The following is a 25491-nucleotide window of genomic DNA, read 5'->3' on the forward strand; positions in this document are numbered from 1 at the left end:
ACGGACAGAAGTGAGGGCTGATCGGGAATCCCGATCAGCCCTCACCCGTCAGGCGACGGTCAGCGCGTGACGGTGCCGTTCGCCCGCGCGGCGACGACCTCGATGCTCTGCGTGTCGAGCGGGGCGCCCCGCGTCTCCTTCACGAACGACACCGCGACCAGCGACACGATCGTGATCGCGAGGATGTACACGCCGATCGACCAGGACGCACCGGTGTTCTTGAGCAGCAGCTCGGCGATCAGCGGAGCGAACGCGCCGCCCAGGATCGCGCCGAGCGCGTAGCCGATCGAGACGCCCGAGTAGCGCACGTCCGCGGGGAACATCTCCGCGTAGAGCGCCGACTGCGGCCCATAGGAGAGCCCGAGTCCGATGGTGAGCACGAACAGCGCGACGAAGAACAGCCCCACGTTCCCGGTGTCGATCAGGAACCACATCGGCACCGACCAGACGGCCAGCAGGCCGTACCCGATCTGGAAGGTACGCACGCGGCCGATCCGGTCGGACACCCAGCCGCCGGCCATGGTGAAGATCAGCCAGCCGAACGAGGCGAGGGTGGTCATCAGCAGCGCGGTCGGACGGGGCATGCCGATGACGGTCGACACGTAGGTCGTGAAGAACGCGATGAGCAGGTATCCGGCGGCGTTGTTCGCGATGAAGATCAGGGCCGTGAGGACGACCTCGCGCGTGTGGTGCTTGAAGAGGAGGGACAGCGGCGCGGAGGACTCCCGGCGCCGTTCCTGCAGCTCCAGGAAGACCGGCGACTCCTCCACCGAACGCCGGATGAGGTAGCCCACCACGATCAGCACGATCGAGAACAGGAACGGCAGGCGCCAGCCCCAGGCGAGGAACGCCTCGGGCCCGATGGCGAGATTGAGCACCCACATGGTGAAGGTGGCGAGGATCATGCCGACCGGCACGCCGATCTGCGGGTAGGCGCCGAAGAGGCCGCGGCGCTCCTTCGGAGCGTGCTCGACGGACATCAGGGCGGCACCGCCCCACTCGCCGCCGGCCGAGAAGCCCTGCAGCACGCGCAGGAGCACGAGCAGCACGGTCGCCATGATGCCGATGTCGGCATATGTCGGCAGCACGCCGATCAGCGAGGTGGAGGCTCCCATCAGGATGAGGGTGAGCACAAGCATCCGCTTGCGGCCGAGGCGGTCGCCGAGGTGGCCCGCGATCACGGCCCCCAGCGGCCGGAACAGGAACGAGATGCCCAGCGATGCCCAGGAGGCGATCTGGCCGCCGGTCGCCCCCAGCGGGGCGAAGAACAGCTCGCCGAAGACGAGCCCGGCCGCCTGCGCGTAGATGAAGAAGTCGTACCACTCGATGGTCGTGCCGACGAGGGTGCCGGCCAGCACGCGGCGCTCCTCGCGCCGTCTGTCGATCGTGTTCGCCATAGGGAACTCCGTTGTTCGGGTAGCGGAAACTGACCGGTGGGTCAGCAAATCGGGACACTACCGCATCCCGGGCGCGGACCGCGCGCCTTTCGGCCGGAAACATGTCGCCGCCGGGTTGCCAGCCGCGCGATGATCTGCCATCGTATTACTGAACGATCGGTCTGCTATTGGCGCCGAGCGCGCGCGAAAGGATGACGATGTCCGAGGCCTTCCTGGTTGATGGGATCCGCACGCCCGTGGGGCGCTACGGAGGCGCGCTCTCGAGCGTGCGCCCGGACGATCTCGCCGCGCTCGTCGTGGGCGAGACCGTATCCCGGTCCGGTGTGCCGCATGACGCGATCGACGAGGTGATCCTGGGCGCGGCCAACCAGGCCGGCGAGGACAACCGCAACGTCGCCCGCATGGCGGTGCTGCTGGCCGGCCTGCCCGACACCCTCCCCGGAATCACCGTGAACCGCCTCTGCGCATCCGGCATGTCCGCGATCACGATGGCCTCGCAGGCCATCCGCTCCGGAGACGCCGACGTGATCGTGGCCGGCGGCGTGGAGTCCATGTCCCGCGCCCCGTGGGTGCAGGCCAAGCCCGACCGCGCATGGGCCAAGCCAGGAGCGGCGTTCGACACCTCGATCGGCTGGCGCTTCGCGAACCCGAAGCTGGTCGCGCGCGACAAGGCCACCTTCTCGATGCCCGAGACCGCCGAGGAGGTCGCCCGCGTCGACGGGATCAGCAGAGCGGATGCCGATGCCTTCGCCCTGCTCAGCCACCAGCGCGCTCTCGCGGCGATCGACGCCGGTCGCCTCGCCGCCGAGATCGTCCCCGTGGAGACCGCCCGCGGCATCGTCGACACGGACGAGGGCCCGCGCCCGGAGACCTCGCTGGAGGTGCTCGCCAAACTGCGCCCCGTGGTCGCAGGCGGAGAGGTCGTCACCGCGGGCAATGCCAGCTCCCTCAACGACGGCGCCTCGGCGATCGTGGTGGCCAGCGCGGATGCCGTCGAGCGACACGGTCTGCGCGCCCGGGCGCGCATCGTCGCCTCGGCGACCGCGGCGCTCGCCCCCGAGATCATGGGCCTCGGCCCGGTGCCCGCCACGGAGAAGGCGCTCGCGAAGGCCGGGCTCACGGTCGCGGACCTCGGCGCCGTCGAGCTGAACGAGGCGTTCGCGACGCAGTCGCTGGCCAGCATCCGCCGTCTGGGTCTGGATCCCGAGATCGTCAACGCCGACGGCGGGGCGATCGCCCTCGGGCATCCGCTCGGCTCCAGTGGATCGCGCCTGATCGTCACCCTCCTGCGCCGCCTGGAGGCGACCGGCGCCCGCTACGGCCTCGCGACCATGTGCGTGGGCGTCGGCCAGGGCACGGCCATGATCGTGGAGCGCCTGGATGCCTGAGCCCATCCCCGGAGCGCTGCTGCTGGAGCGCCGCGACGACCGCGTCGTCGCCACCCTGAATCGACCCGAGAAGCGCAACGCGATCGATCAGGGCATGATCGACGAGCTGCACGCCCTGTGCGAGGAGCTCGAGCGGGATCCCCGCGTCCTCATCCTGATCGGTGCGGGCGGCGTGTTCGCCTCCGGTGCGGACATCGGGCAGCTGCGCGACCGCACCGCCGAGGATGCCCGTCGCGGCATCAACTCGACGGCGTTCCGCCGCATCCGCTCCCTGCCGATGCCCGTGATCGCGGCCGTCGACGGCTACGCCCTGGGGGGCGGCGCCGAGCTGGCGTACGCGGCCGACATCCGCATCGCCACGCCGCGCGTGAAGTTCGGCAATCCCGAGACGGGCCTCGGCATCATCGCCGCCGCGGGCGCCACCTGGCGGCTGCCCGAGATCATCGGCCACGCCCGCGCCAGCGAGCTGCTCCTCACCGGCCGCATCATCGACGCGGACGAGGCTCTGTCGTGGGGCCTGGTGTCGTCCCTGCACGAGCCCGACACCCTGCTCGACGCCGCACACGCCCTCGCCGACCGCATCGGTGCGAACGGCGCCCGTGCCACGGAGCTCACCAAGCGCGCCCTGCTCGCCCCGGCGGATCAGCATCCGGCGATCGAGCTCGAGGTGCAGGCCGAGCTGTTCGACAGCGACGAGAAGCACCGCAGGATGACGGCGTTCCTGGAGCGCCGCACCGCCACGCAGCAGAAGACGGAGAAGAACTCATGACCGTACCCGGAACCGTCGGCGTGCTCGGCGGCGGGCGCATGGGGGCGGGCATCGCACACGCCTTCCTGCTCGCCGGCTCCCGCGTGATCCTCGTCGAGCGCGATGCGGAGTCGGCGGATGCCGCCCGCGAACGCGTGCTGGCCAGCATCGCCACCTCGGTGCAGCGCGGCGACCTCGCAGACGCCGATCACGCCACGTCCTCGCTCTCGGTCAGCACCGACTTCGCCGACTTCGCGGCGGCCTCTCTCGTCGTCGAAGCCGTGCCCGAGGACCGCGATCTCAAGGCGGGCGCGCTCGCCCGGATCGAGGACGCCGTGGCCGAGAAGGCCGTGCTCGCCACGAACACATCCTCGATCTCGATCGACGACCTGGCGGCATCCCTGGCCCGGCCCGACCGGTTCCTCGGCCTGCACTTCTTCAACCCCGTCCCGGCCTCCAAGCTCGTCGAGATCGTGGTCGGCGAGCGCACCGGCAAGGACGTCGTCACCTCCGCCCGGGAATGGGTCGCGACGCTGCGCAAGACGCCCGTCGTCGTGCGCGACTCCCCCGGCTTCGCATCCAGCCGGCTGGGCGTGATGCTCGCGCTCGAGGCGATCCGGATGCTGGAGGAGAACGTGGCGGATGCCGCGGACATCGACGCAGCCATGGAACTGGGCTACCGCCATCCGATGGGTCCGCTGCGCACGACCGACGTGGTCGGGCTGGATGTGCGGCTGGGGATCGCCGAGGAGCTGGCGCGCGAGCTGGGGCCGCGGTTCGAGCCGCCGGCGCTCTTGCGGCGCATGGTCGCCGAGGGGAAGCTGGGCCGCAAGAGCGGCGAAGGATTCTACGTGTGGAACGAGGAACGATGACCGACTACCTGCCCAGTTACGTCCAGGGCGCCTGGTGGACTCCCACTGCGCCGACGAAGGCCGCTGAGGTCCGCGACGCCTCCACCGGCGAGGTGATCACGCGCGTCTCCACCGAGGGCCTCGACCTGGTCGGTGCGCTCGAGTACGCCCGCACGACCGGGCACGCGAGCCTGGCCGCCCTCACCTTCCACCAGCGCGCGGTCCTGCTCAAGCAGTTCGCCCTCGCCCTGACCGAGCGCAAGGACGAGCTGTACGCGCTGTCGGCGCGCACCGGCGCGACGAAGGTGGACTCCTGGGTGGACATCGACGGCGGCATCGGCGTGCTGTTCTCGTACTCCGGCAAGGGCCGCCGCGAGCTGCCCAACAGCCGCGTGCACGTCGACGGCCCGGTCGAGCCGCTCTCGAAGGACGGCACGTTCCTCGGCCGCCACGTGTACACCACGCTCCCCGGCGTGGCCGTGCAGATCAACGCCTTCAACTTCCCGGTGTGGGGATCGCTGGAGAAGTTCGCGCCGGCGTTCCTGGCCGGCATGCCCACGCTCGTCAAGCCCGCCACTCCCACCGGCTACCTGGCCGAGGCGATGGTGCGCATCCTCGTCGAGTCCGGTCTGCTGCCGGAGGGGTCGCTGCAGCTCGTCAGCGGCAGCGTGCCCGACCTTTTCGACAACCTGCGGCTGGGCGACCTGGTCGGCTTCACCGGCAGCGCGTCGACCGCGGAGTCGCTGCGCCGGCACCCGTCGGTGCAGACCGGCGGTGTGCGCTTCACCGCCGAGACCGACTCGATCAACGCCTCGGTGCTCGGCACGGATGCCACGGCCGGGACCCCGGAGTTCGATGCCTACGTGCGGCAGCTGGTCACCGAGATGACCACGAAGGCCGGACAGAAGTGCACCGCGATCCGCCGCGCGATCGTGCCGGCCGCGGCGGCCGATGACGTGATCGCGGCCGTGCAGGCCCGTATCGCCGAGAAGACCGTGCTGGGCGACCCGCGCGCCGAGGGCGTCACCATGGGGCCCCTGGCGTCGACCGCGCAGCGCGACGAGGTGCTGCGACAGGTGCAGAAGCTGCAGGATGCCGGCGGCCGGGTCGTGGTCGGCACCACGGATGCCCCCGAGGTGCGTCTGGCCGATGGCACCACCGGCGTCGCACCGGACGGAGCGTTCGTCTCGCCGGTGCTGCTGCGCTTCGACGACGCGCAGGCGGAGGCCGTGCACGGCGTCGAGGCATTCGGACCCGTCTCGTCGCTGCTCACCTACGACACCACCGCGCAGGCCGCGGCGCTCGTCAACCGCGGCGGCGGATCGCTGGTGACCAGCGTCGCCACGCACGACCCGGCCCAGGCCGTGGAGCTCGCGTCGCGCATCGCCCCGTACAACGGCCGGATGCTGCTGCTCGACCGCGATGACGCCCGCTCCTCCACGGGCCACGGATCCCCGCTGCCCAACCTCGTGCACGGCGGGCCCGGACGCGCCGGCGGCGGCGAGGAGCTCGGCGGCATCCGCGCGGTGCTGCACCACATGCAGCGCACCGCGGTGCAGGGCTCCCCCGAGATGCTCACCGCGCTGACCGGTGTGTGGCACGCCGGTGCGACCGCGCACGCCGACGGCCGGCATCCGTTCCGCAAGTCGCTGTCCGAGCTGCGCATCGGCGACCAGATCGTGTCGGCCTCGCGTGAGGTCACCCTGGACGACATCGAGACCTTCGCGCACTTCACCGGCGACACGTTCTACGCCCACATGGACGAGAAATCGGCAGCGGCGAACCCGTTCTTCCCCGGCCGGGTCGCGCACGGCTACCTGCTGGTGTCGTGGGCGGCGGGCCTGTTCGTCGACCCGGAGCCCGGACCCGTGCTCGCCAACTACGGGCTGGAGAACCTGCGCTTCATCACCCCGGTCTCCCCCGGCGACAGCATCCGCGTCGAGCTGACCGCCAAGCAGATCACCCCTCGCGAGACCGACGAGTACGGCGAGGTGCGCTGGGACGCCGTGATCCGCAACCAGGAGGATGAGCTCGTCGCCACCTACGACGTGCTCACGCTGGTGAGCAAGGAGCCGGTCGCTGCGGAGGTCTCGGCATGAGGGCGATGATGCAGCGGGATGCCGCGTCGGCGATGCTCGGCATGTCGGTCGAGCTCGACGAGCCGGGGCGGGCTGTCGTGTCGATGGTCGTGCGCGAGGACATGCTCAACGGCTTCGCGATCACGCACGGCGGGCTGGTGTTCACGCTCGCCGACACCGCGTTCGCGATCGCCTGCAACGAGGACGAGCGCGTGACCGTCGCCGCCGGCGCTGACATCACCTTCCTCAAGTCGACCGGTGCCGGCCAGACCCTGACGGCGACCGCCGTGAAGCGCGTCGTCAGCGGACGCACCGGCCTGTACGACGTGACGGTGACCGACGAGACCGGCGACCTGGTCGCCGAGTTCCGCGGCCGATCCATCATCACCAACCGCGCCGCCGAATGACGCACTGACCCTCACCCGGAGCACCAGATGTCGACGATGACAGCACCCGCAGCAGACCAGCTCGACCCCGCAGAGCGACTCTCCCGGCCCGAGCTGGAGGCGCTCCAGCTGGAGCGCCTGCAGTGGACCGTCCGCCACGCCTACGAGAACGTGCCGCACTACACGCGCAAGCTCGACGAGGCCGGCGTCTCGCCCGACGACATCCGGTCTCTCGCCGACATACGCCTGCTGCCTTTCACCACAAAAGAGGACCTGCGGCAGAACTACCCGTTCGGCATGTTCGCCGTGCCGATGGAGCAGGTGCGCCGCGTGCACGCCTCATCCGGCACCACGGGCCGCCCCACCGTGGTCGGCTACACCGACGCCGACCTGTCCAACTGGGCCGACCTCATCGCCAGATCGCTGCGCGCCTCCGGCATCCGCCCCGGTATGAAGGTGCACAACGCCTACGGATACGGCCTCTTCACCGGCGGGCTGGGCGCTCACGCCGGCATCGAGCGGCTGGGTGCGACGGTCATCCCGATGTCGGGAGGTCAGACCGCCCGTCAGGTGCAGCTCATCCAGGACTTCCAGCCGGATGCCATCCTGTGCACCCCCAGTTATCTCCTCACGATCGCTGACGCCATGGAGGAGGCGGGCATCGACCCGAGATCGACGTCGCTGAAGGTCGCGGTGCTCGGCGCCGAGCCGTGGACCAACGAGATGCGTGCCGAGCTGGAACGTCGCCTGGGCATCGACGCGCTGGACATCTACGGCCTGAGCGAGGTGATGGGCCCCGGCGTCGGAAACGAGTGCGTCGAGACGAAGGACGGCCCGCACATCTGGGAGGACCATTTCCTGCCTGAGGTGGTCGACGAGAACGGACAGCCACTCCCTGACGGTGAGATCGGCGAGCTGGTGTTCACCTCGCTGACGAAGCAGGCGTTCCCGGTGCTGCGCTATCGCACACGCGACCTCACCCGTCTGCTCCCCGGCACCGCGCGGCCGGCGATGCGCCGCATGGAGAAGGTCACCGGCCGCAACGACGACATGATCATCCTGCGCGGCGTGAACATCTTCCCCACCCAGATCGAGGAGCTCGTCCTGGGCATCGAGCAGCTCACCCCGCATTTCGTCATCGAGCTGACCCGCGAGGGCCGGATGGACGCCATGGCGGTGCGCATCGAACGCCACCCGAGCCTGGAGCGCGACGTGTGCGAAGCCGCAGCGAAGGTGCTGGCCGAACGCATCAAGACCCACGTCGGCTCCAGCGTCGCGGTACGCCTGGAAGAACCCGGGACGCTCCCGCGCAGCGAGGGCAAGTACAAGCGGGTCTACGACCTGCGCTGACGGCTCGTGCCGGCTCAGCCCGGATCAGAACTGCGTCTGTCAGCGGGCTGCGGGATGCAGTTTTGACCCGGTCTGCTGGCTGAGATGCGGTTCTGATCCAGTCTGTTTCCGCGGCTGAAGCAGAATCGGGATAGCGTCTGACCGTGAGCTTCCTGGCCCGGGTGAGAGCGCGCAGCGCAGAACTCCATGCAGCGCTCGATCCGCTGGGCGCTCGTCAAATCTATGTCTTCGGCAGCGTCGCCCGCGGCGACGACACCGAGGCAAGCGACGTCGATCTGCTGGTCGATCTCGAGCCGGATGCCGGGATCTTCGCGCTGCTGCAGATGCAGGGTGAATCAGAGCGGATCCTCGAGCGACGAGTGGACCTGGTACCGAGAAACGGGCTGAAGCCGGAGGTCGTGGAGGCCGTGACGCGCGAGATGATCCTGCTCTGACGTCAGTATCCGTTGCCTGGCGAGACTTCCCTTCCAGCACGAGGCTTGCCCCGTTGAGCCCCGTGTCGTGCGGGAACGCAGGTCTCGACGAGCGTCCTACCCCCGCAGGGCGAGGGTGAACGGCAGCACCGCGGTCGCGCCGGCACGGCGCAGTGTCCGGGCGGCGACGGTGAGGGTCCAGCGACTGTCGGCGATGTCGTCGACCAGCAGCACGGGGCCCTCCGGGACCTGCAGGCCCTCAGCGGTGAAGCGATCCCAGACCCCCGCCAGGCGGAAGGCGCTGTTGCCGCCGGGGCCTCCGGTCGGCCCTCCGCCGGCGAAGCCGAGCTCGCCCAGGTACGGCAGCCGCCCGATCTCCGCGAAGCCGCGCGCCAGCGTGCCGGTCAGCTGCGGACGTGAACGCGACGGCATCCCGACCACTGCCACCGGGCGCTCGTCCCAGTCCCAGCCGGCGAGCACGCGCACGCAGGCCGCCAGCACCTGCGGTGACACCGGGGCATCCGCCGCTCCCGCGGCGAACAGTTCGCGCAGCGTGCCACCCCAGCCCAGATCCGTCAGCCGGGCCAGCGCCCGGCCTTCAGCGGCCTGCTCATCCGCGCCGATGCGCCCCTTCACGGGGACGCCGAGCCGGTCGGCGCCCGTGGGCCACTGACGACGCGGCTCGATGGGCACGCCGACGCGATCCAGGGCACCGGAGGCGGCTGCTCCGGCATCCGCCCCGATCTCGGTCGGGAACCAGGCGCCGGCGCAGTTGTCGCAGCGGCCGCAGGGCGCAGCGGTGGCATCGTCCAGGGAGCGCTGCAGGAACTCCATCCGGCAGCCACCGGTCCGCTGGTAGTCGATCATGTGCTGCTGCTCGGCCCGTCGCTCGCCGGCGATGCGCTCGTAGCGCTCCGCGTCGTAGGTCCAGCCGGCCCCGGTGGACACCCAGCCTCCCTGCACGCGCCGGACCGCGCCGTCGACGTCGAGCACCTTCAGCAGCAGCTCCAGCGGGGTGCGGCGGATGTCGACCATCGCCTCGAGGGCCGGCGTCGAGACCGGGGCATCGCCGAGTGCGGCGATCACCCGCTCGGCACGCTCCCGGTCGGGCATGGACGCCGTGGCGAAGTAGTGCCAGATGTCCTTGTCCTCCACGCCGGGCAGCAGCAGCACGTCGGCGCTCTCGCTGGCGCGCCCCGCACGCCCGACCTGCTGGTAGTACGCGACCGGCGACGACGGGGCGCCGAGGTGGATCACGAACCCGAGATCCGGCTTGTCGAAGCCCATCCCCAGCGCGCTGGTGGCGATCAGCGCCTTCACCTCATTGCGCTTGAGCATCCCCTCGGACTCCTCGCGCTCCTCGGCGTCCGTCTGCCCGGTGTACGCGCGCACGTCGTGACCGTGCTCGCGCAGCAGCCGCGCGGTGTCGACGGCCGCCGCGACTGTGAGCGTGTAGATGATGCCGGAACCGGGCAGATCATCGAGGTGGCTCAGCAGCCAGGCCAGCCGGCTCGCGGCGTTCGGCAGCTGCAGCACGCCGAGTCGCAGGGATGCCCGCGCGAGTGGTCCGCGAATCGTGAGGACGTCCTCGCCACCCAGCTGCTCGGCGACGTCGGCGACCACCCGGCTGTTCGCCGTCGCCGTGGTGGCGAGCACGGGCACCCCGGCGGGCATCTGCGCGATCAGGTCGCGCAGCCGCCGGTAGTCGGGCCGGAAGTCGTGGCCCCAGTCGCTGATGCAGTGCGCCTCGTCGACCACCAGCATCCCGATGCGCTGCACCAGCGTCGGCAGCTGCTGCTCCCGGAACGCGGGATTGTTCAGCCGCTCGGGCGAGACCAGCAGCACGTCGACCACGTCGCGATCGAGCCGCGCGACCACGTCGTCCCACTCGTGCGCGTTGGTGGAGTTGATCGCGACCGCCCGCACCCCGGCGCGCTCGGCCGCGGCGATCTGGTCGCGCATCAGCGCGAGCAGCGGAGAGACCAGCACGGTGGGCCCTGCCCCCTGCCTGCGCAGCAGCAGGGTCGCGACGAAGTACACCGCGGACTTGCCCCAGCCGGTGCGCTGCACGACCAGCGCCCGGCGGCGCTCGGCGACCAGCGCCTCGATCGCCTCGTACTGCCCGTCGTGGAAGCCGGCATCCGGGCGCCCGACGAGGTCCCGCAGGGCGGCGAGGGCGGCATCGCGGGTGGTGGACGTCATGCCTTCCACTCTGCCCCACGCGACCGACACGGACGACCGGACTAACGTGGGCACATGATCAGTCGCGAGCTCGCCGTCACCCTGCGGGACGCCGGGCTGGTGTGGCATCCGGCCTCCGGCGATCGCTTCCAGCTCGACCTGTCCGACGACGTCGAGCCGGAGATCGAGGCCGAGACCTTCACCGTCAGCGAGATGACGATCGAGGCGCGGCGGACGCCGCGCGGCACGGATCTCGCGTTCAACGGCACGACCGAATGGGCTCTGGATGCCGTCGAGCTGGCCGACGCGATCTGGATGCCACGGGAAGACCAGCTCCGCGAACTGCTGCGCGGCACGTTCCGCCGGCTCGTCCGGCTGCCGGACGCGTTCCTGGTCGAGGTCGAGATCGCCGGTGAGACGCTGCAGTACGAACATCCGGACCCGTCCGAGGCCTACGGGCGGGCGCTGCTGGAACTGATCTCCCGCTCCCGCTGAGCACTGCCGCTTGTGCGGCTCGGCATCCGTGTGCGAGAATTACCAAACGATCGGTCAGTAAAAGATCACACGCCGAGGAGTCGAAGATGACCGCACCCGCAGACCTGTCCGTGGTGGACGACGCCGACGCGCTCGCGCGCTTCGACGAGCTCGTCGCCAACGAGCAGCGCATCGAGCCCCGCGACTGGATGCCGGAGGCGTACCGCAAGACGCTGATCCGCCAGATCTCCCAGCACGCGCACTCCGAGATCATCGGCATGCAGCCCGAGGGCAACTGGATCACGCGCGCACCCAGCCTGAAGCGCAAGGCCATCCTGATGGCCAAGGTGCAGGACGAGGCGGGACACGGCCTCTACCTGTACTCCGCCGCGCAGACCCTGGGCATCACGCGCGACACGATGATGCAGCAGCTCATCGACGGAAAGGCCAAGTACTCGTCGATCTTCAACTACCCCACCCCCACCTGGGCCGACATGGGCGCGATCGGCTGGCTGGTCGACGGCGCCGCCATCGTGAACCAGGTGCCGCTGTGCCGCTGCTCGTACGGACCGTACGGCCGCGCCATGGTGCGCGTGTGCAAGGAGGAGTCCTTCCACCAGCGACAGGGCTTCGAGATCCTGCTGACGCTCATGCAGGGCACGGAGGAGCAGCGCGAGATGGCGCAGGACGCCGTGAACCGCTGGTACTGGCCGAGCCTGGCCATGTTCGGCCCGCCCGATGACCAGTCCCCCAACTCCGCGCAGTCGATGAACTGGAAGATCAAGCGCTTCTCGAACGACGACCTGCGCCAGCGCTTCGTCGGGATGCTCGTGCCGCAGGCCGAGATCCTCGGGATCACGCTGCCCGACCCCGACCTGCGCTGGAACGACGAGACGCAGAGCTACGACATGGGCGAGATCGACTGGGACGAGTTCTTCGAGGTGCTCAAGGGCAACGGACCCTGCAACGCCGAGCGGATCGAGCGTCGCCGCACCGCCCACGAGGAGGGCGCCTGGGTGCGCGAGGCCGCGGCCGAGTATGCCCGCAAGCGGGCCCTGCGCACGGAAGGGCAGGTGGCGTGATGGCGACCCCCGGCGGCTCCCCCGAGGAGACCTGGCCTCTGTGGGAGGTCTTCGTCCGCGCGAACCGCGGCCTGAGCCACGTGCACGTCGGCTCGCTGCACGCGCCCGACGCGAGCATGGCGGTCCGCAACGCCCGCGACCTGTACACCCGTCGCAACGAGGGCGTGTCGATCTGGGTCGTGCCAGCGGATGCCATCACCACCAGCGACCCCGATGACAAGGGCGCGTTCTTCGAGAGCCCGGCGGGCAAGAACTACCGGCACGCCGTGTACTACACGGCATCCGAGGGGGTGCCGCACCTGTGAGCCACGAGGATGTCCACGTCTCGGTCGACGAGCTCGAGCTCGCCTCCGAGCTCTCCGGGGGCGAGGCGATCGCCGCGTCCGCCGACATCGCCGAGTACGCGCTGTGGCTCGCCGACGACGCACTGATCCTGTCGCAGCAGCTGGGAGCGTGGATCTCCCGCGCACCGGAGCTGGAGGAGGACGTCGCCCTCGGCAACATCGCCCTCGACCTGCTCGGACACGCCCGCTCGCTGCTGCGCTACGCCGGTTCCTGGGACGGCCGCAGCGAGGACGATCTGGCCTACTTCCGCGACGAGGCCGAGTTCCGCAGCGCCTGGCTCATGGAGCAGCCCAACGGCGACTTCGCGCAGACCATCGCGCGCCAGCTCCTGGCATCCGCCTACATGTTCGAGCTGTACTCCGCGCTGCGCCGCTCGACCGACGAGACCCTCGCCGCGATCGCCGAGAAGTCCCTCAAGGAGGTCGACTACCACCGCGACCACGCCGTGCAGTGGGTGCTGCGCCTGGCCGGCGGCACCGAGCTCTCCCGCGAGCGGATGATCCGCGCGCTGAACGACGTATGGCCGTACGTCGACGAGCTCTTCCGCGACGACCCGCTGATCGATCGCCTCGGCGACGTGGCGGCGCGCCCGTCCGCGCTCCGCGCCGGCTTCGACGCGGTGATCGCGACCGTGCTCGCCGAGGCCGAGCTCGAGACGCCGACGATCGGCCAGTCCCGGGCCGGCGGCCGCCACGGCGCTCACTCGACGCCGATGGGCCACCTGCTCGCCGAGATGCAGGTGCTCGCCCGACGGCATCCCGGAGCGAGCTGGTGACCACCATGACCGTCTCCGATGTCGCCACCGCACGTGCGCGGGAGATCGCCGCACGCGTGACCGACCCCGAGATCCCCGTCCTGACCATCGAGGACCTCGGCGTGCTGCGGGATGTCCGGACGGATGCCGCAGGGCGCGTCACCGTCGACATCACGCCGACATACAGCGGATGCCCGGCGATGGACGCCATCCGCGACGACGTCATCCTCGCGCTGACCGCCGAGGGATTCGAGGACGTCGAGGTGCGGCTGGTGCTCTCCCCCGCCTGGACCACTGACTGGATGAGCGAGGCGGGCAAGCGCAAGCTCGCCGAGTTCGGCATCGCCCCGCCCTCCGGCCGGGCCGCCCTCGGGCAGGGGCCCATCCGCCTCTCGCTCAGCGTCAAGTGCCCGCGGTGCGGTTCGCTGAACACCCGCGAGGTGTCCCGCTTCGGCTCCACCTCGTGCAAGGCGCTCTACGAGTGCCGCGCATGCCTGGAGCCCTTCGACCATTTCAAGGTGATCTGATGTCGCTGTTCCGGATGCCCGATTCCCGCCCGCACGAGAGCGCCGCCGCGCATCCGAGCGGAGACCGGCACCGCGCACGGTTCCACACGCTGACCGTCTCGGACGTGCGCCACCTCACCGACGACGCCATCGAGGTGGGCTTCACGGTTCCCGCCGAGCTCGCCGACGACTACGCCTACCTTCCCGGTCAGTACGTGGCGCTGCGCGTGCACCTCGACGGTGCGGAGGTGCGCCGCTCGTACTCGCTGTGCCGCCCGCCGGTGCCCGTGCGCGACGGCGCCACCAGCCTGGCGGTCGCCGTCAAGCGCGACGAGGGCGGTCTGTTCTCCACCTGGGCGCAGACCGAACTGCATCCGGGCTTCGAGATCGACGTGATGAGCCCGCAGGGCACGTTCACCTCGGGGCTCGAGGAGCTCGAGGGCACGCACGTCGTCGGCATCGCCGCCGGATCCGGCATCACGCCGATGATGGCGCTTGCGCGCAATCTGCTCACGGCATCCGAGACGACGCGCTTCACGCTGCTGTACACGAACAAGTCCACCAGCGACGTGATGTTCCTCGAAGACCTCGCGGACCTCAAGGACCGCTACCCGACCCGACTGGTGCTGCACCATGTGCTCTCGCGCGAGCAGCGCACCGCGCCGGTGCTCTCCGGACGCATCGACGAGGAGAAGCTGCGCACGATCCTGGACTCGCTCATCCTGCCGTCCACGGTCGACGAGTGGTTCCTGTGCGGGCCGTTCGCCCTGGTCGACCTGTGCCGCGAGGTGCTGGCCGACATCGGAGTGCCCCGCGAGCACGTGCGCTTCGAGCTGTTCACCACCGGCGACGCCCCCTCCGAGCGCGGCCCCCGCCAGGTGGAGGTGCGCGCCGGCGAGAAGGCGTACCGCATCGAGATCAACCTCGACGGGGTCTCCTCCACCGTGGAGAGCCCGGTCGACGCGCACGAGTCGGTGCTGAACGCCGCGCTGCGCGTGCGCCCGGACGCCCCGTTCGCGTGCTCGGGCGGCGTGTGCGGCACCTGCCGTGCACGGGTGCTGGAGGGCAGCGTCACCATGACCGAGAACTACGCGCTGGAGCCCGATGAGCTCGAGCGCGGCTACGTGCTCACCTGCCAGTCCCACCCCACCAGCGACCGCATCGTCGTCGACTACGACGTCTGACCGGACCGCACCGGCCCGCCCACGACCGAAGGAGCACCATGATCGACCTCGACATCGCGTCGGACGTCGCGCACGTCACGCTCAACGCGCCCTCGAAGCTCAACTCGCTCGACGAGCAGGCGCTGCACGACCTGGGCCGTGCATACGACGAAGCCGAGCAGGCCGGCGTCCGCGCCCTGGTGCTGCGCGGCGAGGGGCGAGCGTTCTGCGCCGGCCGTGACATCTCCGGCGTCGATCCGCGGGATGACGACGTGATCGGCTACCTCGGAGGCCTGGTCACCCCGCTCCTCAAGCGGATGGCGGCCTTCCCCGCCCCGACGTTCGCCGTCGCGCACGGCGCATGCCTGGGCGTCGGCCTGGGACTGCTGATCGCCACGGATGTCGTGTACGTCGCCGAGTCCGCGAAGATCGGCTCTCCGTTCGCCGCGCTCGGGGCGACGCTCGACTCCGGCGGGCACGCCCTGTTCCTCGACCGCCTGGGCGCGCACAAGACGCTCGACCTCATCTACACGGGCCGGCTCATGACGGGCGCCGAGGCCGTGGCATCCGGCCTGTTCTCCCGAGTGCTCCCCGACGACGAGGTCGAACAGGCCGCCGAGGATGCCGCGGCTGCGGCCTCCCGCGGCGCGACGGCGGCGTTCCTCGCGAGCAAGCAGCTGGTCGCCCGCATCCGGGACGAGCGGCTGGCGCTGTGGGAGTCGGTGGAGATCGAGAACGCCGCCCAGGCGGCGCTGTGCGACACCGAGGACTACCGCGAGGGCTTCGCCGCCTTCCAGCAGAAGCGCAAGCCGGAGTTCCACGGGCGCTGACAACGTCGGCGGCCGGTGCGACAATGCCGGGATGATGCTCTCGGAGCTGGTCGCCACCACCGACGAGGTCGCGGCGACATCGTCGCGGCTGGCCAAGATCGACGCGCTCGCACGGCTGCTGGAGCGAGCCGAGCCGGACGAGGTCGTGCCACTGGTCGGCCTGCTGCTCGCCTCACCACGACAGGGACGGCTCGGAGTGGGCTGGCGCACGCTGACCTCGCTCGACGTCGTGCACACCACTGCAGCGGCCCTCACCATCGCCGACGTCGACCGGATGCTGGATGCCCTGGCCGCCGCGTCCGGTTCCGGATCCGCCGCCGCGCGGCACGACCTTCTGGCCGACCTCGCCACGCGCGCCACCGGGGCCGAGTGGGACCTGCTCGCCCGCGCGATGCTGGGCGAGCTGCGCACCGGCGCCCTGTCCGGCGTGCTGCTCGATGCGGTCGCCAGGGCGTCCGGACGACCGGTGGCCTCCGTCCGCCGCGCGGCCATGCTCGCCGGAGATCTCGGCGAGACCGCCCGACTGGCCCTGACCGGCACGGAGGCCGACCTGGACGCCGTCGGCCTGCAGGTGGGCCGCCCTGTGTTGCCGATGCTCGCGGCGAGCGCCGCCACCCCGACGGCGGCACTCGAGATCACCGGCCGCGCCTCGGTGGAGTACAAGCTCGACGGGGCCCGGATCCAGGTGCACCGGCACGGCGATGAGGTGGGCGTGTTCACCCGCAGCCTCGCCGACATCACGCACCGGGTGCCCGAGCTCGTCGAGATCGTGCGCGCGCTTCCCGTGCACGATGCGATCCTCGACGGCGAGACGCTGTCGCTCGACGAGGACGGCGCACCGCGCCCGTTCCAGGAGACGATGTCGCGCTTCGGCGCGGACGCGTCCCGCGAGCTCGCGCTGCGCCCCTGGTTCTTCGACGTGCTGCACCTGGACGGCCGCGACCTGATCGACGAGCCGCTCTCCACCCGTCTCGCCGAGCTCGAGCGCGTCGCGGGCGAGTGGCGGATGCCGGGGATCGTCACCGACGACGCGGAGGCCGCCGAGCAGCTGTCCCGCGAGGCGCTGGCCGCCGGTCACGAAGGCGTCGTCGTGAAGGCCACAGGTTCCCCGTACAGCGCCGGCCGGCGCGGAAAGTCCTGGGTCAAGGTCAAGCCGGTGCTCACGTTCGACCTGGTCGTGCTGGCCGCCGAATGGGGATCGGGCCGCCGCCGCGGGATGCTCTCCAATCTGCACCTGGGCGCGCTCGACCCCGTGGGCGAGTTCGTCGAGCCGGGCGGGCTCGTGATGGTCGGGAAGACGTTCAAGGGCCTCACCGACGAGCTGCTGCGCTGGCAGACCGAGACCTTCCCCGGTGTCGAGAGCCATCGCACGCCGCACGCGGTCTTCCTGCGCCCCGAGTTCGTCGTCGAGATCGCCATCGACGGCGTGCAGCGCTCCCCGCGCTATCCCGGGGGCATCGCTCTGCGCTTCGCCCGGGTCAAGGGCTATCGCCCCGACAAGCAGCCCGCCGAGGCGGACACCGTTCAGGCGCTGCGCGCGCTGCTGCGCGGCTGACCGCCCCGCACGCGAGGGCTCAGGCGCTGGGCGGCAGGCCCTGGTCCTCCTCGACCACCGTGCCCTTGAAGGACCAGGGGAAGTTGATCCACAGGTCGGTGTCCTTGAAGGAGTAGTCGGGCTGGATGATCGTGGTCGGCTTGGTGTAGATGGTGACCGAGCGGACGTCGGCGCCCTTCTCCTGCAGCAGCTTCACGGCCAGCGCCAGGGTGCGGCCCGAATCGGCCACGTCGTCGACCAGCAGCACGCGACGCCCGTTCAGGTAGTCCATGTCGAGCTCGGGCGGCAGCACCTCGGGAGCATCCAGCACCGTGCCGATGCCGGTGTAGAACTCCATGTTGATCGCGCCGCAGTTCTTGGCGCCCAGCCCGTACGCGATGGCGCCCGCGGGCAGCAGTCCGCCGCGAGCGATCGCCACGACGACCTCGGGCACGAAGCCGCTGTCGAGGATGTTCCGGGCGAGCTCGCGCGTCGCGTCTCCGAAGCCGTCCCAGGTGAGCGTCTCGCGCTCGATCGCTGTATCCGTCATTGCTCTATTCTCGTGCATCCGGCGCCCGCGAGATCACCGCATCGAGCGGCACACGCGCACGCCAGGGCGAGACCGATTCGAGACGGCGGGCGACGGCGATCAGTTCGGCATCGCCGAACAACCGCCCGAGCAGGTGCAGGCCGACCGGCCGGCCGTCGGGCTCACCGCTCGGGATGCCGAGGCCCGGCAGTCCCGTGAGGTTGGCGGCGCTCAGCATCCGCAGCGCACTGCCCAGCGACTCGTCATCGCCGGCGTCCGTCAGCTCGCTGGCCATCGTCGCCAGCAGCGGAGCGCCGGCGGGAAGCGTCGGCGCGGCGATCGCGGTGAGGCCCGCGTCGCTCAGGGCGCGCTCGATGCGCCTGCGCAGAGCGTGCCGCATGCGCAGCGCCAGCTCGACGTCGGCCTGATCGATGAGGGCGCCCGTCGCGATCATGACCCGCGTGCCCGGCAGGTACTCGGCCGCCGTCGCGCGGAGACGCGACCGGTGCTCGGACACGGATTCGGAGAGCGAGACGAGGAGTCCTGCCGTGAGCGCTGCGTCCAGGAAGGACAGGTCGAGCTCGACGATCTCCGCGCCCGTGTCAGCCAGTCGCGCGAGCGACTCGTCGATCGCCGTGCGGACCGGCTCCCCCACTCCCCAGCGCGACCACAGATGGCGGTCGACGCCGATGCGGAGCGGACCGCCCGGAGGCCTGAGGACGCTGTCGGCGACGGAGCCTCCGAACGCGCGGTCGCGCGCGGCCGGATCGGCGATGGCATCCAGCACCAGCGCACAGCCGAGAGCGGATGCCGTGAGCGGGCCGATCGCGTCCATGGTGCGGCTGATCGTGATCGCACCCTGCGTCGAGACGAGACCCGCACTGGGTTTGAGGCCGACGATGCCGTTGACCGATGCGGGGTTCCGGATCGATCCGCCGGTGTCCGTCCCGAGCATCGCGGGTGCATCGCCCACGGCGACGGCCACGCCGGAGCCGATGCTCGATCCACCGGCGTAGCGCGCGGGGTCACGCGGATTGAGGGTCGGCGGCTGACCCTGCCCGAAGGCGAACTCGTAGGTGTGCGCCTTGCCGAGCAGCACGCCGCCGGCGTCGCGCAGCCGAGCCACGGACACGGCATCCCGCTCCGCAGGGCCCGCGTCGGCGAGGGACTCGGACCCTCCGCGCGTGGGCATTCCCGCGACGTCGATGACGTCCTTCACGCCGACGGGGATGCCGTCCATCGGACCGCGGGCGATCCCCGCACGTCGGCGCGCGTCGCTCTGCCGCGCCTGAGCGAGAGCAGCGTCGGCATCGACGATGGCCCAGGCGTGCACGTGCGGATCCGTCGCGGCGATGCGCTCGACGCTCGACCGCACCAGTTCGACGCTGCTGAGCGTCCCGTCGGCGAGCGCCCGTGACGCCTCCTCCACGCCGAGACGCCAGAGCTCAGGCATCCGTCGCCTCCTCCGCCCGAAGGAGCTCCGCGGAGATCGCGCGGAACTCCGGCAGTCCGGCGCGCAGGTCCGTTATGGCCGCGGCGATGGCCGGCGCATCCTGGCGGGCGATCTCCGCGCCGAGCAGTTCTTCGACGACCGCGAGGTCGCCGGATGACAGTGCGCTCATGCGCGCGCCGCCGACAGCATCCGGCCGCGCTCCGCGACCGGCACCCCGCCGATGTACACGCGCCGCACGATGCGGAGGTCGTCGCGGTCCGCGATGACGAGGTCGGCGGGCGCTCCGCGTCGCAGCATCGCGCCGCCCTCGACCAGGCCGGGGACGAGCGCGGCGGGGACGGAGGTCACCATCTCCACGGCCTCCGCGAGGCCGCGATGCCCCCGCGCGATGACGTCCTGCACGGCCGAGATCAGCGGATCGTGGCGGCCGTCGTGCCCATAGTCCGTGGCGAGGACGTCGACGAGGTCGATGCCCTCGAGCAGGGCGTCCCAGTGCTCCCGGGTCTGCACGGTCTCGCGGCCCTCGAGCAGGTCGAACACGCTGGCCTCTCCGTACCATCCGGCATCGCGACCGGACTCCGCCAGCCGCACCGCCTCCGAGGCCGTGTGCGAGGTGTGGTTCACGTGCCCGGCGATGATCGTGGCGGGCCGGCGGTCGTCCGACCGCTGCAGCTCGCGGATCAGGTCGGCCGAAGCCGATGCGCTGTGCACCAGGGCGGGCACGCCGAATCTGCGGGCGGCGTCGACGCCCTCCCGGATGCCGTCCCGCGCGCTGCCCACCGAGGGCATCACGGTGTCGACGACGAGCCTTCGCAGCGCCTCCGGGTCGATCCCGCCGAGCCCGGCCTGCGCCGCACGCTCGGCGAGCAGCGCGGCGCTGTAGGAGCCCTCGTCCATGAACCGGCCGAGCACCGACTCCTTCAGCGCACGAGCCTGCGCCTGCGTGACGACGACGCCCGTGTGCTCGAGGATCGCCGCAGGGAGGAAGACGAGGTCCTGACCGCCGCCGCCGAGGGTCTGCCCTCCGGCGAGCTCGCCGATTGCGACCGCGCCGTCCGCCAGCATCCGCTCGATCGTCTGCTGGGTGTGCTGCGCGGTCAGACCGGCTCCGTCTGCGGCGAGCGCCGCCGCGATCGAACCGGCGGTGTGCGCCGTGGCCCCGCGCACGTGCACGGCGTGACGGCGATCCGCCTCGCGGATCTCGTTCATGGTGCCGAGTCCGCAGGTGCTGAGCACCGTCGTCGTGCCGGCGACGGCGTGCCGGTCCAGGTGGCCGAGCCAGCGCTCGTCCGGGAGCGGTGCCGAGCCGCTGGGGAACAGCGGGGACGGGCTGACGCCGTGCGTGTGGATGTTGACCAGTCCCGGCATGAGGATGCTGTCGGGCTCGTCGACGATCTCTCCGGCGAACGCCGCCGCGGCGCGACGCGCGCCCAGCGCGTCCAGCACCTCCACGATCCGGCCGTCGTCGACCACCACGGCGCCGCCCTCGAGGATCGTCCCGCCGGTGGCGGGAACCACCACGCCGGCACGGATAAGAGTCGGCATGGACTCCCCCTCTCGACGGCCGGCCTCGTCACCGGTAGATTCATCATATCGAAGCTGCTTCACTATAGCCAGGAGGACCGATGACCGCGCACCCCCTTCCCCGAGACCTGCGCGGCTACGGCGAGCACCCGCCCGAGGTGCTCTGGCCGGGCGGCTCCCGCGTCGCGGTCTCCCTCGTCATCAACGTCGAGGACGGCTCCGAGCGCAGTGGCGCCCGCGGCGACGACGCCGACGACCTCGGAGCGCACTGGACCGTCCATCCCGCGCATCCGCATCAGCGCAATCTCGACCTCGAGTCGGCCTTCGAGTACGGCGCCCGCGCGGGGATCTGGAGGCTGCTTCGCACCCTGCGACGTCACGACGCCCGCGCCACGGCCTTCTGCTGCGCCGCCGCGCTGGAGGCCAATCCGCGCATCGCCGAGGCCCTCGTCCGGGATGGGCACGAGATCGCCGACCACGGCCTGCTCTGGGAGCCGCACACCCTGCTCACCCCCGACGAGGAGCACGCGCGCATGGTCCGCTCACGCGAGATCATCGAGGAGCTCACCGGCCGGCGGCCGACGACCTGGTACTCCCGCGACGGCCTCACCGAGCACTCCCGCTCGTCGATGATCGCCGAGGGATTCCGCTACGACGCGAACAGCTTCAACGACGACGTCCCGCACGCGGGACCGGACGGACTGGCCCTTCCGGTCATCCCCTACGCGGGCGACACCAACGACTCCGCCCTGCTGCGCCAGTACCCCACGGCGGCATCCTTCGCGGGGCATCTCTGCGATGCGCTGGACATGCTGCTCGACGACCCCCGTGAGGGCGCGGGCGTGCTCAGCGTGGGCCTGCATCCCCGTCTGATCGGGCGCCCGGCGTACATCGGCGCCCTCGACGCGCTGCTCCGCCGCGCCAGGGAGAAGGGCGCCTGGATCGCCACCCGCGAGCAGATCGCCGAGCACTGGAGCACGGCGGTCGCCGCCTGAGGCGGGACGGACCCTGCTCAGCCGCGCGCGAGCAGGCGCCCCCAGCCCGGGATGGGTCGGGCCGCACCGGCGAGCTGCAGCAGATGCCAGAGCGTCGCCGTCGCGCTGTCGATCACCGGGATCCCGAACGCCGCTTCGAACTCCGCCACGCGGTAGGCGCTGCGCAGGTTCGTGCCGATGCACAGCACTCCGTCGACGTCAGCGGAGAACGCCGGTCGCATCAGGGCGTCGATCCAGTCGTCGCCGACCCGGGCGATCTCGGCGTTGGCGAGCTCGATCTCGGGCGCAGACAGCACGGGCATCCGGATGCCGTCGGCCTCGTACTGCGCGACGATCTCCTCAGCGATGCCGCGCGGCCCCGGGAACACCAGCCCCACCGATCTCAGCCCGAGCGCGTCGAGTGCGGCACGCGCGGCGAGCGTCGCGGTCGTGGCCGGCGCCCCGACCACCGCCGTCAGCTGCTCGCAGAGGAGTCGGTCGCCGTCGAACCCCGTCCACGATCCGGATGTGCCGTGGAAGGCCACGGCGTCCGGCTCGACATCCGCGAGCAGCGCCGGCGCCTCGCCGAGCACCTCGGCGTCGATCCTGTCGCCCAGTGACGCGGGGAGCCGGAACCGGCTGAAGTGCGCGGCGACGTCGTCCTGCCCCGCCAGCATTCGCTGGATCGAGGACTCGGCGTTCGAGTTCGACGACGGCGCGAGCACGCCGAGGCGCACCGAGGGCCCGGGGGCTCGGGATGTCATGTCTCCTCCGAGAGTCGCGCTCAGTGCGCGCGGCCGAGCGACGGCGGCGTCGAGATCGCGAGCATCACCGCTGCCGAGTCGGTCCTGTTGCTCCACCAGTGCGGCAGCGACGCGTCGTAACTGAGGCTGTCGCCCGCCTCCAGCTCGAAGTCCCGTCCCGCGACCGTGGCGACGAGCCGGCCGGCGTTGATGAGCACGACCTCCTCACCCTCATGGGAGTGCGGCACCGACGAGCCGTCGAAGCGCGCGGGGATGGTCATGTTCACGACGCCGAGCTTGCGCTCCGCATCCGGGACGATCAGCTCCATCATGATCCCCTGCGACGGGATCTCGATGCGGCGACGGTCGGCGCGGCGCACGAGCATCTGCTCATTGCCGGGATCCGGATCGGCGAACATGCTGGCGAGCGGCAGGTCCAGCGAGTTGGCCAGGCGCAGGAGCGTGGCGAAGGACGGATTGCCGATGCCGCGCTCGATCTGGCTGATCAGCCCGGCGCTGACGCCGGCCCGATCGGCGAGCTCCTCGACCGTGAAGCGGCCGGAGCGCTGCTCGCGCAGCTGAGCGCCGAGATGCGAGATCCAGAAGTCCCGATCGAGACCTTCCTCAGGGATCGATTTCGGCGTAGAGGTGGTACCCACGTTCAGCCCTTCACTTCGTTGACGATGGCCCGTTGTATCGAGACGATAGCGCGTCCTCGGCGCCCCGAGACGCAGCGAGGGTGCGAAGAGTCGCCGTCACCTCGCGCTCCCAGTACACCGCGGCCCTGTTCGCGCCGCGCGCATGCACCTCGGCGGCGCGGGCCGCGGAGGGGGCGGGCAGGCCGATCGGATGCCCGGACGCGGCCACCACGTCGATGACGCGCTGCACGGCGGAGTCCAGCTCCCCCGCACGATCCGCCCGCGCGAGGTCGTCCGCGAGGTCTGTCGGGCCGATCCACGCCCCCTCGAAGAGCGGATGCGCGGCGAACTGCTCGATGGCGTCCACGGCATCCGTCGTCTCGACGAGCACGGACAGCACGGGCACGTGCGCATAGGCGGTGCCGTAGCGCGATGCCGGCGAGACCTGCCGTGGCCGCTCGCCCTCGGGAGGGAATCGGGTCGCACGATGGGCGCCCTCGAGCTCCTCGACCCGGCGCACGCGCGGGAGCACCAGCTCGTCGGCGCCGGTGTTCGCGAAGGCCAGCAGGCAGTCGTCGTCCAGGGCGGGAACGCGGATCCCGACGCGCACCCCGCTGCCGCGGAGTCGCTGCACGGCATCGGCGCACGCGGCGACGGTGATTCCGGTCTGCTCGGCGTCGATGACGACCGAGTCGATCCCGGCGACCTCGAGCAGGCCGAGCAGGGTCGGCGTGGGGTCTGCGGTGATCAGCCCGACCTCGTTGCGGAGCGGTGCGTGCGCGTTCATTCGTCGCACACGAACTGCCAGTCGGCGGGCTTGCTCATCCCGACCACCATCTCGATGTTCTCGTCGGTGTCGTTGGTGATGCCGTGGCTCGTGCCGCGCGGGATGTAGATCCCGTCGCCGGGGCGCGCCCGGTAGTCGGTGCCGTCGAGATGCACGATCGGGGTGCCGGAGATGATCACGTAGAACTCGGACACGTCCGGGTGGTGGTGGCACAGATGGTGCTGCCCGGGCAGGATCCGCCCGAGGCTTACGTTGAGGTCGTCGGAGCCGCTCAGGTCGCGGGAGATCAGGTTGCAGACCTGCCCCTCGTCGCGCTGGCCCTTCAGCCCGATCTTGGCGAGGTCGCTGAACCCGATGTCGTGCGCGTTGTGCACGAGACGGGAGATGTCCGCCGGCGGACGGCCCATGTCAGCGCGCCTCCTCGAGCTCGCGCGAGCTCCCGGCGGGAGCATGCTCCAGCCACCAGCGCGCGATCTCCTCGCGTGTGGCGAACCAGACGCCCTGCTGCTCCTGCGCATAGGCGAGGAAGCGGCGCACGGCCATCGCGACGCTGGGGCGGCCGCCGATGCGCAGGTGCACGCCGACCGACATCATCCGGGGCGTCTCCGCCCCCTCGATGAGCAGGCAGTCCAGGGTGTCGCGCAGCACGGCGAAGTAGTCGTCCGGGCTGCCGAGGCTGCCGCTCCCCCAGAACCGGGCGTCGTTCGTGTCGCCGGAGTAGGGCACGACCAGGTGCGGACCCTGCTCCGTGTCCACGTAATAGGGCAGGTCGTCGGAGTAGGAGTTGGAGTCGTAGAGGAACCCCTCCTGCGCCAGGACGTCGCGGGTCTCCTCGGTGATCCCCTCACGGACGTACCATCCGGTGGGCCGCACGCCGGCGGTCTCCTCGATGGAGTCGACGCAGCGGCGGATCTCGGCCCGCTGCTCCTCGGCGGTCATGCCGACCAGTCCGCGCCACTTGTACCCGTGCCCGCAGATCTCGTGCCCGTCGCGGACGATCGCGCGCGCCGCCTCGGGGTTGCGCTCCAGCGCGACCCCGCAGGCCATGACGGTGGAGCGGACGCCGAACTCGCGGAACATGCCGAGGTAGCGCCAGATGCCCACACGGCTGCCGTACTCGAAGAACGACTCCTTCATCAGGCTGCGACGGCTGGGGTCGGCGGACCAGCCGCCGAAGATCGAGATGTCCTCGTCGCGCTCGTCGCCGGCCTCGATCGACAGCTCGGCGCCCTCCTCGTAGTTCAGCACCAGCGAGATCGCCACACGCGCGCCGTTCGGCCAGCCCACGACAGGCGGGTGCTCTCCGTATCCGATGAGATCACGCATGGTCGGTGCTTCTTCCTCCGAGACCGGGCGGCAGCAT

The 25491-nt window shown here is 71.0% G+C and carries 27 protein-coding genes; 16 read left to right on the forward strand and 11 right to left on the reverse strand.

The annotated features are described in order from the left end of the window. Positions 1–59: 59 nt before the first annotated feature. Positions 60–1397 carry an MFS transporter gene (locus ACTJJ4_RS06200; RefSeq protein ID WP_292700800.1) on the reverse strand — a complete coding sequence of 446 codons (1338 nt, stop codon included), beginning with the start codon at positions 1395–1397 and terminating at the stop codon, positions 60–62. Positions 1398–1594: 197 nt separating this feature from the next. Here ACTJJ4_RS06200 and ACTJJ4_RS06205 point away from each other — a divergent pair, with 197 nt between their 5' ends. The 7 genes from ACTJJ4_RS06205 to ACTJJ4_RS06235 all read left to right on the forward strand — a co-directional run bounded on the left by ACTJJ4_RS06205 (position 1595) and on the right by ACTJJ4_RS06235 (position 8632). Then, positions 1595–2785, forward strand: coding sequence for a thiolase family protein (locus tag ACTJJ4_RS06205; RefSeq protein ID WP_440942467.1), 1191 nt, complete (start codon positions 1595–1597; stop codon positions 2783–2785). Continuing rightward, a complete protein-coding gene (locus ACTJJ4_RS06210; protein WP_440942468.1) occupies positions 2778–3554 on the forward strand; it encodes an enoyl-CoA hydratase/isomerase family protein in 777 nt (258 codons plus the stop codon). The genes ACTJJ4_RS06205 and ACTJJ4_RS06210 overlap by 8 nt, the downstream gene beginning before the upstream one ends. Further along, on the forward strand, positions 3551–4405 hold the full coding sequence (locus ACTJJ4_RS06215; protein WP_440942469.1) for a 3-hydroxyacyl-CoA dehydrogenase family protein: 855 nt from the start codon (positions 3551–3553) through the stop codon (positions 4403–4405). Before ACTJJ4_RS06210 ends, ACTJJ4_RS06215 begins: the two co-directional genes overlap by 4 nt. Next, positions 4402–6483, forward strand: coding sequence for a phenylacetic acid degradation bifunctional protein PaaZ (gene paaZ / locus ACTJJ4_RS06220; protein WP_440942470.1), 2082 nt, complete (start codon positions 4402–4404; stop codon positions 6481–6483). Before ACTJJ4_RS06215 ends, paaZ begins: the two co-directional genes overlap by 4 nt. After that, positions 6480–6869 (forward strand): hydroxyphenylacetyl-CoA thioesterase PaaI, encoded by a 390-nt coding sequence (gene paaI / locus ACTJJ4_RS06225; RefSeq protein WP_440942471.1) that lies wholly within the window; start codon positions 6480–6482, stop codon positions 6867–6869. The genes paaZ and paaI overlap by 4 nt, the downstream gene beginning before the upstream one ends. 27 nt (positions 6870–6896) lie before the next feature. Continuing rightward, positions 6897–8198, forward strand: a complete 1302-nt coding sequence (gene paaK, locus ACTJJ4_RS06230) for a phenylacetate--CoA ligase PaaK (protein WP_440942472.1) — start codon at positions 6897–6899, stop codon at positions 8196–8198. Positions 8199–8341: 143 nt separating this feature from the next. Beyond that, positions 8342–8632: a nucleotidyltransferase family protein gene (locus tag ACTJJ4_RS06235; protein ID WP_440942473.1), complete on the forward strand. Its 291-nt coding sequence runs from the start codon at positions 8342–8344 to the stop codon at positions 8630–8632. A 96-nt stretch (positions 8633–8728) separates the two neighbouring features. Here the strand turns inward: ACTJJ4_RS06235 and ACTJJ4_RS06240 are convergent, their stop codons facing one another. Continuing rightward, positions 8729–10813: a RecQ family ATP-dependent DNA helicase gene (locus ACTJJ4_RS06240; RefSeq protein ID WP_440942474.1), complete on the reverse strand. Its 2085-nt coding sequence runs from the start codon at positions 10811–10813 to the stop codon at positions 8729–8731. Positions 10814–10867: 54 nt separating this feature from the next. Here ACTJJ4_RS06240 and ACTJJ4_RS06245 point away from each other — a divergent pair, with 54 nt between their 5' ends. From ACTJJ4_RS06245 to ACTJJ4_RS06280, 8 genes are all read left to right on the forward strand, one after another. Further along, positions 10868–11287 carry a pilus assembly protein CpaE gene (locus ACTJJ4_RS06245; RefSeq protein ID WP_440942475.1) on the forward strand — a complete coding sequence of 140 codons (420 nt, stop codon included), beginning with the start codon at positions 10868–10870 and terminating at the stop codon, positions 11285–11287. An 86-nt stretch (positions 11288–11373) separates the two neighbouring features. After that, positions 11374–12348 (forward strand): 1,2-phenylacetyl-CoA epoxidase subunit PaaA, encoded by a 975-nt coding sequence (gene paaA, locus ACTJJ4_RS06250; RefSeq protein ID WP_440942476.1) that lies wholly within the window; start codon positions 11374–11376, stop codon positions 12346–12348. Beyond that, a complete protein-coding gene (gene paaB / locus ACTJJ4_RS06255; protein WP_285635722.1) occupies positions 12348–12653 on the forward strand; it encodes a 1,2-phenylacetyl-CoA epoxidase subunit PaaB in 306 nt (101 codons plus the stop codon). The genes paaA and paaB overlap by 1 nt, the downstream gene beginning before the upstream one ends. Further along, a complete protein-coding gene (paaC, locus tag ACTJJ4_RS06260) occupies positions 12650–13468 on the forward strand; it encodes a 1,2-phenylacetyl-CoA epoxidase subunit PaaC (RefSeq protein ID WP_440942477.1) in 819 nt (272 codons plus the stop codon). Before paaB ends, paaC begins: the two co-directional genes overlap by 4 nt. A 5-nt stretch (positions 13469–13473) precedes the next feature. Further along, positions 13474–13974, forward strand: coding sequence for a 1,2-phenylacetyl-CoA epoxidase subunit PaaD (paaD, locus tag ACTJJ4_RS06265; RefSeq protein ID WP_440942829.1), 501 nt, complete (start codon positions 13474–13476; stop codon positions 13972–13974). Between the two features lie 14 nt (positions 13975–13988). Beyond that, positions 13989–15137 carry a 1,2-phenylacetyl-CoA epoxidase subunit PaaE gene (gene paaE, locus ACTJJ4_RS06270; protein ID WP_440942830.1) on the forward strand — a complete coding sequence of 383 codons (1149 nt, stop codon included), beginning with the start codon at positions 13989–13991 and terminating at the stop codon, positions 15135–15137. Between the two features lie 38 nt (positions 15138–15175). Beyond that, positions 15176–15946: an enoyl-CoA hydratase/isomerase family protein gene (locus ACTJJ4_RS06275; RefSeq protein ID WP_440942478.1), complete on the forward strand. Its 771-nt coding sequence runs from the start codon at positions 15176–15178 to the stop codon at positions 15944–15946. Positions 15947–15977: 31 nt separating this feature from the next. Further along, positions 15978–17501, forward strand: coding sequence for an ATP-dependent DNA ligase (locus ACTJJ4_RS06280; protein ID WP_440942479.1), 1524 nt, complete (start codon positions 15978–15980; stop codon positions 17499–17501). Between the two features lie 19 nt (positions 17502–17520). Here ACTJJ4_RS06280 and ACTJJ4_RS06285 read toward each other — a convergent pair whose 3' ends face one another. From ACTJJ4_RS06285 to ACTJJ4_RS06300, 4 genes are read right to left on the reverse strand one after another with little or no spacing between them, the layout of a single operon-like run. Beyond that, positions 17521–18030 (reverse strand): phosphoribosyltransferase, encoded by a 510-nt coding sequence (locus tag ACTJJ4_RS06285; protein WP_285634381.1) that lies wholly within the window; start codon positions 18028–18030, stop codon positions 17521–17523. Between the two features lie 4 nt (positions 18031–18034). Continuing rightward, complete coding sequence (locus ACTJJ4_RS06290) at positions 18035–19462, reverse strand: amidase (protein ID WP_440942480.1); 1428 nt, start codon at positions 19460–19462, stop codon at positions 18035–18037. After that, complete coding sequence (locus tag ACTJJ4_RS06295; protein ID WP_440942481.1) at positions 19455–19631, reverse strand: hypothetical protein; 177 nt, start codon at positions 19629–19631, stop codon at positions 19455–19457. The genes ACTJJ4_RS06290 and ACTJJ4_RS06295 overlap by 8 nt, the downstream gene beginning before the upstream one ends. Further along, on the reverse strand, positions 19628–21007 hold the full coding sequence (locus tag ACTJJ4_RS06300; RefSeq protein ID WP_440942482.1) for an amidohydrolase family protein: 1380 nt from the start codon (positions 21005–21007) through the stop codon (positions 19628–19630). Before ACTJJ4_RS06300 ends, ACTJJ4_RS06295 begins: the two co-directional genes overlap by 4 nt. Before the next feature lie 80 nt (positions 21008–21087). Here ACTJJ4_RS06300 and ACTJJ4_RS06305 point away from each other — a divergent pair, with 80 nt between their 5' ends. Then, positions 21088–21981: a polysaccharide deacetylase family protein gene (locus ACTJJ4_RS06305; RefSeq protein WP_440942483.1), complete on the forward strand. Its 894-nt coding sequence runs from the start codon at positions 21088–21090 to the stop codon at positions 21979–21981. Positions 21982–21998: 17 nt separating this feature from the next. On the opposite strand, the gene ACTJJ4_RS06310 is transcribed toward ACTJJ4_RS06305, so the two are convergent. Genes ACTJJ4_RS06310 through ACTJJ4_RS06330 form a run of 5 tightly spaced genes read right to left on the reverse strand, consistent with a single transcriptional unit; the run spans position 21999 to position 25454 of the window. Then, positions 21999–22724 carry a maleate cis-trans isomerase family protein gene (locus ACTJJ4_RS06310; RefSeq protein WP_440942484.1) on the reverse strand — a complete coding sequence of 242 codons (726 nt, stop codon included), beginning with the start codon at positions 22722–22724 and terminating at the stop codon, positions 21999–22001. A gap of 20 nt (positions 22725–22744) precedes the next feature. Next, on the reverse strand, positions 22745–23362 hold the full coding sequence (locus ACTJJ4_RS06315; RefSeq protein WP_285634393.1) for a cupin domain-containing protein: 618 nt from the start codon (positions 23360–23362) through the stop codon (positions 22745–22747). A gap of 10 nt (positions 23363–23372) precedes the next feature. After that, complete coding sequence (locus ACTJJ4_RS06320; protein ID WP_440942485.1) at positions 23373–24128, reverse strand: aldolase/citrate lyase family protein; 756 nt, start codon at positions 24126–24128, stop codon at positions 23373–23375. Continuing rightward, complete coding sequence (locus tag ACTJJ4_RS06325) at positions 24125–24535, reverse strand: cupin domain-containing protein (protein WP_440942486.1); 411 nt, start codon at positions 24533–24535, stop codon at positions 24125–24127. The genes ACTJJ4_RS06320 and ACTJJ4_RS06325 overlap by 4 nt, the downstream gene beginning before the upstream one ends. Position 24536: 1 nt before the next feature. Continuing rightward, the gene (locus ACTJJ4_RS06330) at positions 24537–25454 is read right to left on the reverse strand and encodes a polysaccharide deacetylase family protein (RefSeq protein WP_440942487.1); all 918 of its coding nucleotides are present in this window, start codon (positions 25452–25454) and stop codon (positions 24537–24539) included. Between the last annotated feature and the right edge of the window lie 37 nt (positions 25455–25491).

Source organism: Microbacterium sp. 22195, from assembly GCF_052056515.1.
In the GTDB taxonomy this organism is placed as follows: domain Bacteria; phylum Actinomycetota; class Actinomycetes; order Actinomycetales; family Microbacteriaceae; genus Microbacterium.